At 65.3% G+C, this 7,023-nt stretch carries 7 protein-coding genes; 6 read left to right on the forward strand and 1 reads right to left on the reverse strand.

Annotated elements, in window-relative coordinates; genetic code table 11:
• Positions 1–97 precede the first annotated feature (97 nt).
• From NKJ15_RS32595 to NKJ15_RS32615, 5 genes are all read left to right on the forward strand, one after another.
• Positions 98–361 carry a hypothetical protein gene (locus NKJ15_RS32595; RefSeq protein WP_352490116.1) on the forward strand — a complete coding sequence of 88 codons (264 nt, stop codon included), beginning with the start codon at positions 98–100 and terminating at the stop codon, positions 359–361.
• The gene (locus NKJ15_RS32600; RefSeq protein WP_352819802.1) at positions 348–1,304 is read left to right on the forward strand and encodes an AAA family ATPase; all 957 of its coding nucleotides are present in this window, start codon (positions 348–350) and stop codon (positions 1,302–1,304) included. Before NKJ15_RS32595 ends, NKJ15_RS32600 begins: the two co-directional genes overlap by 14 nt.
• Positions 1,301–2,608, forward strand: coding sequence for a DUF58 domain-containing protein (locus NKJ15_RS32605; protein WP_352770142.1), 1,308 nt, complete (start codon positions 1,301–1,303; stop codon positions 2,606–2,608). Before NKJ15_RS32600 ends, NKJ15_RS32605 begins: the two co-directional genes overlap by 4 nt.
• Positions 2,605–3,636 carry a stage II sporulation protein M gene (locus NKJ15_RS32610; protein WP_352819804.1) on the forward strand — a complete coding sequence of 344 codons (1,032 nt, stop codon included), beginning with the start codon at positions 2,605–2,607 and terminating at the stop codon, positions 3,634–3,636. The genes NKJ15_RS32605 and NKJ15_RS32610 overlap by 4 nt, the downstream gene beginning before the upstream one ends.
• 64 nt (positions 3,637–3,700) lie before the next feature.
• On the forward strand, positions 3,701–4,489 hold the full coding sequence (locus NKJ15_RS32615; protein WP_352770148.1) for an RDD family protein: 789 nt from the start codon (positions 3,701–3,703) through the stop codon (positions 4,487–4,489).
• Positions 4,490–4,759: 270 nt separating this feature from the next.
• On the opposite strand, the gene NKJ15_RS32620 is transcribed toward NKJ15_RS32615, so the two are convergent.
• Positions 4,760–5,446, reverse strand: a complete 687-nt coding sequence (locus NKJ15_RS32620) for a D-lyxose/D-mannose family sugar isomerase (RefSeq protein ID WP_023674428.1) — start codon at positions 5,444–5,446, stop codon at positions 4,760–4,762.
• Between the two features lie 245 nt (positions 5,447–5,691).
• On the opposite strand from NKJ15_RS32620, the gene NKJ15_RS32625 reads away from it, so the two are divergent.
• Positions 5,692–6,750, forward strand: a complete 1,059-nt coding sequence (locus NKJ15_RS32625) for a D-TA family PLP-dependent enzyme (protein WP_352449241.1) — start codon at positions 5,692–5,694, stop codon at positions 6,748–6,750.
• Positions 6,751–7,023: the final 273 nt, after the last annotated feature.

Raw genomic sequence — 7,023 nt, forward strand, 5'->3', positions numbered from 1 at the left:
AATCGCGCGGCCCGGCTCTTTTGTTTAAACTCCACCCCCCCCCCGCCCCGCTTTGCCTTCCGCAACGGGGGCGGGGGTCTATACGACGGCGATGCTCATGCGGCGTGCCGGCCGGCTGGACGAACTGGGAGGCCGCTATGCGGCCTTGATGCGGGTACGCGCCGGCGCGCTGCTCGGGGCACCGCAAGGGTTGCAAGGCAAAGCGCTCGACCACTGGCTCGACTCTCGCGATAAGGAGCAAGCCGGCGGCTTCACGACGCGCTCGCAAGCGGCCGGCGAGGCGAAGAATCTGACACAGATGCAACAGGCAGCAGAACGGCTGCATGACTGGACGGCAAGGAGGCTCGGTGAACGTCGATGATGTGAAGGCCCTGGCGACACGGATCAGGGAAGAAGTGGCCAAGGCGATCACCGGGCAGCACGATACGGTCGACCTGATGCTGACCGCCTTGTTTGCGGGCGGGCATATCCTGCTGGAAGGTCCTCCGGGCACGGCCAAGACCATGACCGCGCGCTGCTTCGCCCAGGCGCTTGGGATCGCCTACGGGCGGATCCAGTTCACGCCGGACCTGATGCCCGGCGATATCGTCGGGTCGAACATCTACAACTTCCAGACCGGGCAGTTCACGCTGACGCGCGGCCCGATCTTCTGCGATCTCCTGCTTGCCGACGAAATCAACCGCACGCCGCCCAAGACGCAGGCCGCACTGCTCGAGGCGATGCAGGAGCATGCGGTCACCTTCGACGGCACCACGCATTCGCTCGGCCGCAATTTCATGGTCGTCGCGACCCAGAATCCGATCGAGCACCAGGGCGTCTATCCGCTGCCGGAGGCGCAGCTCGACCGCTTCCTGTTCAAGCACCGCGTCAGCTATCCCGGCCCCGAGGAAGAACGAGCCATCATCGTCCATCATGGCGGCGGCTCCGCCTCGCACGACATCGCGCAATATGGCATCGAGGCGCAGACGGACCGCGAGACGCTGCAGGAGGCCCTTGAAGCCGTCGGCTCCGTCACCCTTGTCGACGATGTCGTCGGCTACATAGCGGCGCTGGTTCGGGCTACGCGCGAAAATGCCGATCTGGAGGTCGGGGCCAGTCCGCGCGCCGGCGCCATGCTGGCGCGGGCGGCGCGTGCCCGGGCGGCGCTGGACGGACGCGCCTATGTGATCCCCGACGATGTCAAGGCGCTGGCGGTGCCGGCGCTGCGTCATCGCGTCATCCTTTCGCCTGCCGCACAGATCGATGGCCGGCTGGTCGAGCAGATCGTCTCCGACCTGGTCGACCAGACGGAAGCACCACGTTGATCTATCCCAGCGGCCGAGCGGTATGGGCAGCTGCGGCCGGCGCGGTGCCGGCCTTCCTGGTCGCGCTGGCATTGCCGTCGTTCTGGTATCTGGGATTGCTGTGGAGTTGCCTGCTGCTTGCCTTCCTGGCGGTGGATGCCGCGGCCGGACGCGGACGGGCATCGCTGAATGCCAGCATCGATGCGCCGCAGCAGGCCGGTGTCGGCGGCGAGTTCAGCGTGCAAATCACCGCCCGTCACTCGGGGCCGTGCGCCGCGGAGGCTCGCGTCGGCCACGATGCACGTCTGGCGCCGGTGAGCGGCAGCGGCGGCGCCTTGCAGCCGACCGCCGGAGGCGGGTCGCTCTTCCTCCGCTTCCAGGCGCTGCGGCGCGGCGTCGCCAGCTTCGACCGTCTCTGGGTGCGCTGGCGCGGGCCGTTCGGGCTGGTCTGGAACCAGGTCGTGCTGCCGGTGGAAAGCAAGGTTGCCGTGCTGCCCGACGTCAGCAGCGCTCGCGGCGAGGCGATCACGCTGCTGCAACATGCGGCGCTTGCCGAAGGCCATGCGCAGCGCCGCGCCGGTCAAGGCCGCGAGTTCGACGCGCTCAAGGATTACCAGCCGGGCATGGGCCGGCGGATGATCGACTGGAAGCGCAGCGCCCGCCACGGCAAGCTGTTGGCGCGCGAGTTCCGCATCGAGGAGAACAACAACATCGTGCTGGCCATCGACAGCGGACGCCTGATGTGCGAACCGGTCGACGGTGTGCCGAAGGTGGACCGGGCGGTGACGGCCGCCCTGCTGTCGGCATTCATCGCGCTGAAGGGCGGTGACATGGTCAGCCTGTTCGGCTTCGATGCAAGGCCGCGCGTTTCGAGCGGCGCCGTGCGCGGCCCCGCCAGCTTTGCGATGATCCAGAAACGGGCCGCCGAGATCGACTACTCCAGCGAGGAGACCAATTTCACGCTGGCATTGACGACGCTGGCGGCGCGGCTCGACCGCCGCTCGCTGGTCATCATCTTCACCGATTTCGTCGATCCGATCAGTGCGGAATTGATGCTGAGCACCGTGGGCCGGCTCACCGAACGGCATCTCGTGCTGTTCATGATGATGAAGGACACCGAACTGGAGGGCCTGGCCGACCTGCCGCCACGCTCCGGCGAGGATGTTGCCCGCGCGGTCGTTGCCGGAGGGCTCTTGCGCGAAAGGCAGGTCGTCATCGGCCGGCTGCGCCTGCTTGGGGCGCATGTGATCGAAGCCGACCACAACCGGCTCGGTCCGGCGCTGGTCGAGCGCTATCTGCAGTTCAAGCAGGAGGATTTGCTGTGACGGCGCCGGTACGCGGCAATGCGGAGCGCGGCGACGCGGTACGCCAGTCGCTGGCCAGCTTCCGCCGCGAGCGCGAGGCCGACTGGAAGGCATTCGAGGCGCTGCTGGCGCGTGTCGAGAGGCGTGCGCCGCGGACGCTTTCCGAAGAGGAGCTGCTGTCGCTGCCGCTGCTCTATCGATCGGCGCTGTCTTCCCTGTCGGTGGCGCGCGCGACATCGCTCGACAATGCGCTGGTCGGCTATCTCGAAGCGCTGTCGCTGCGCGGTTATTTCTATCTCTACGGCGCGCGCCGCGGGCTGCGGCAGCGCCTCGCCGATTTCTTCCTGCATGACTGGCCCGAAGCCATTCGCGACCTGTGGCGCGAGACATTGGCGTCGGTCGCGCTGATGGTGATCGGCATTGGTGCAGGCGCCTGGCTGGTGGCATCCGACAAGAGCTGGTTCGACGCGATCATCCCGCCCGGCCTCGCAGGAGGCCGCGGCCCCGACACCTCGGCCGAACTGCTGCGAGGCATGCTTTATGATGGCGACAATGGCTTTCTCTCAGGCTTTGCCGCCTATCTGTTCACGCACAACGTCCAGGTCGCAATCCTGGCCTTCGCCCTTGGCTTCGCCTTCGCGGTGCCGACGGTGCTGCTGATGCTGTACAACGGCTGCATGATCGGGGCGTTGTTCCAAGTCTATTGGTCCAAGGGGCTTGGCATGGAGCTCGGCGGCTGGCTGGCCATCCACGGCACAACCGAATTGTTCGCAATCTCTTTGGCCGGCGCGGCGGGCATGCGCATCGGCACCAGCATCGCCTTTCCCGGCGAATTGACACGCATGGCGGCAGCGGCTCGCGCCGGACGCATCGCCGCGAATGCCATGGTCGGGGTCTCGGTCATGCTGCTGTTTGCCGGGCTGCTCGAGGGCATTGGCAGGCAGACCATCACCAGCGACGTCACGCGCTACGGCATTGGCGGGGGCATGCTGGTGCTGTGGATCGGTTATTTCTACCTGTTCCGGGCGGTGCGGCATGGCGATCGTTAAACGCGCCGCCTTCGCGGCTGTACGGCCGCTGATCACGCCCGAAGGCGTCGATCTCCGGATAAAGTTGGCCGACGCCGGCACGCGGGCCTCCGCCTTCCTGCTCGACATCGTGTTCATCGCCGCGGCGGCAATCGTGATCACGATCGTCGCGCTGTTCGGGGTGGGAGGCCTTGGCAGCGAGGGATTTCAGCCGCTCTTCGTCGTCTGGATCATCCTGATCTTCTTTCTGCGCAACGCCTACTTCATCGTCTTCGAAGCGGGCCGGCGCGCGGCTACGCCCGGCAAGCGGATCGTCGGCATCCGGGTCGCGTCGCGCAGCGGAGACGGCCTGTCGATCGACCAGGTCATCGCCCGCAACCTGATGCGCGAGATCGAGGTGTTCCTGCCGCTGTCGATCATCGTTGGACGCAGCGGGACCGACCTCGCCGACACGCTGACGACGGTGTTCGGACTGGTGTGGACGCTGCTGTTTGCCTTGTTCCCGCTGTTCAATCGCGACCGCATGCGGATCGGTGATCTGTTGGCGGGGACCTGGGTGGTAGAGGCGCCGAAGCGCGCCTTGCTTGAAGACCTGTCGGCACGACAGGATCCGGCGGCCGGCGCCTTCCGGTTCAGCCACGCCCAGCTCGATGCCTACGGGATTGCCGAACTCCACAAGCTGGAGGAGGTGCTGCGCCGCGATGACTATTTCGCCCTGCGGACAGTGGCCGAAACGATCGGACGCAAGATCGGCGCGGCATCCCAAGCCCATGACGCACGCGCGTTCCTGACGGCTTACTACGGCGAGCTACGGGCGCATCTCGAACGCAAGCTGCTGCTCGGCAACCGCAGGGCCGACAAGCATGCGCGGTAGCAGTTGCCGAACAGGTGCAGCTAGCGAGAAGCATCGGTGCTGCCCCTCATCCGCCTGCCGGCACCTTCTCCCCGTATAGTGACGGGGAGAAGGGAGATAGACGCAATGTCGACCACTATTCCGCAACGCTGCCAGTTTGCGAAACCATCTGCGATAGCGTCTTTCTCCCCGTCACTATACGGGGAGAAATGCCCGGCAGGGCAATGAGGGGCGGCGCCGACGAACCTGATGAGCCCCTCTCATGAGCCTCGGTTCAAATGCCACCCTCCCCTATCCCACCCACTTCTCATAATCGGACACCAGCAGATGCAGCGGTGCTGTGTCCTCGTCAATGTCCGCGAAGCGGCCGATTGGTTCGCGAAAGACATTGTCGGTGAGATCGTCGTTGACGGTCGAAACCTCGCCGATCAGCACGTCCTTGCCCTCCGCCCAGAAGGCGTGCCAGACGCCCGGCAGCAGCGTCACGCTCTGGCCTGGGTCGAGTTTCAGCAGCCCACCCGCAGGCAGCCTGTGGATGGTTCCGTCGACAGGGACCGATACTTCGGCCTTCGGATCGATGCCGCCATCGCGATCATGCATGAACAGCTCCAGCACCAGCTTGCCGCCGCCGCGGTTGATGATGTCCTCGGCCTTGATGTTGTGGCGGTGCATCGGCGACAGCTGATCCTTGCGCGAGATCATGATCTTTTCGGCATAAAGCATGCCCATGCCCTTCTTCATGTCCTCGTAGCGGCCGTTGCGAACGGTGAACAGGAACAGGCCGAGCTCGTCGAATTTCTCCTGGCCGTAGTCGGTGATGTCCCAGCCAAGCCGCGACGAGAAGATTGCCGACGAATCCTGCCGGCGCGCCTTCATCTCTTCCGGCGACCAGTAGGCGAAGGGCGGCATGATGTAGCCGAACGAGCGGATGAAGGCGTCGGCGTCGCGGATGATATCGTTGATGGCGGAGCGTTTCATGATCGTGGTTCCTTCCCGTCGCTTTGCGAGCGCTAGAACGGTTCATCGTTTCACGGAACGCCGAACCGCTCTATCTTTCTTTGGACGCAATTCCGGACGGAAAACCGTTTCACACTTTTCCTGGGATTGCTCAAACCGCAATAGCCGAACGTCCATCCGGTGTCGATGCAAACTGCTGTCGCTGGCCCCATGACATGCGGTCCGATCAGGGCCATAAGGTCAACCAATTTTCCAATGGTGAGACCATGCGCAGCATAGACGACCTCGATACGCCGGCGATCCTGATCGATGCCGGCCGCGCCGAAGCCAATATCGCGCGGGCGCAGGCCCATGCCGACAGCCATGGGCTGAAGCTCCGGCCGCACATCAAGACCCACAAACTGCCCTACTGGGCAAAGAAGCAGATCGCGGCCGGCGCCGTCGGCATCACCTGCCAGAAGATCGGCGAGGCCGAGGTCATGGCCGACGCCGGACTGACCGACATCTTTCTGCCCTACAATATCCTCGGGCGGGCCAAGCTGGAGCGCCTCAAGGCGCTGCACGGCCGCGTAACCCTGTCGGTGACAACGGACAGCATGGACACGCTGATGGGGCTTGCCGCCACCTTTACCGATCCCGGCCACCGCCTGCCGGTGCTGGTCGAATGCGACACCGGCATGGGCCGCTGCGGTGTGCAGTCGGCCGGCGAGGCAGTCGCGCTGGCGAGCGAGATCAACAAGGTCCGGGGGCTCGTCTTCGGCGGCTTGATGACCTACCCGGGGGCCGGCCGCGCCGCCGAGACCGAGGCGTGGCTGGCCGAAGCGCAGCAAGCACTTGCCGCAGCCGGCCTTGCTTGCGAGCGCATCTCCAGCGGCGGCACACCCGATATGTGGCGTTCCGGCGAGCATAGCGTCGTTACCGAATACCGGCCCGGCACCTACATCTATCTCGACCGCTACCAGGTCGCCAAAGGCGTCGGCAGCCTCGACGATTGCGCACTGACGGTGCTGTCGACGGTGGTCAGCCACCCAACGCCGACACGCGCCATCCTCGACGCCGGCAGCAAGGCGCTCTCCAGCGACACACTGGGGCTCGCCGATTTCGGTGAGCTGCTGGGCATTTCAGGCGCAAGGGTGACCAGCCTCAGCGAAGAGCACGGCAACGTCACGCTGTCAGGCGGCGCCGAGCTTCGCATCGGCGAGCGCGTGCGCGTCGTGCCCGACCATTGCTGCGTCGTCACCAACCTGTTCGACGAGGTGCATCTGATCGAAGGCGACAAGGTGCTGGAAACGCTGCCGGTGGCAGCACGCGGGCGGATGGGGTGAGTCCAGCTGGAGCGCGTGCGCTTCAGGTACAAAATCCTTCAAACGCTGGAGGGACAGCACCCCCCTCTGGCCTGCCGGCCATCTTCCCCTCAAAGGGGGAGATCGGTAGCTTCGCCTCTCTTTCAACATTCGCGATTGGCGAAACGATACGTGACATTCAATCTCCCCCCTGTTTGGACCGGAGACATCGCGAACAGGTGTGCGAGGACATCGCGAACAGTTTGGCGCGCTTTGCGCCGGGAGGTTCGGGATGCCATTCGAGGACACGAGCGC

Source organism: Mesorhizobium sp. M0207 (assembly GCF_040321995.1).
In the GTDB taxonomy this organism is placed as follows: Bacteria; Pseudomonadota; Alphaproteobacteria; order Rhizobiales; family Rhizobiaceae; genus Mesorhizobium.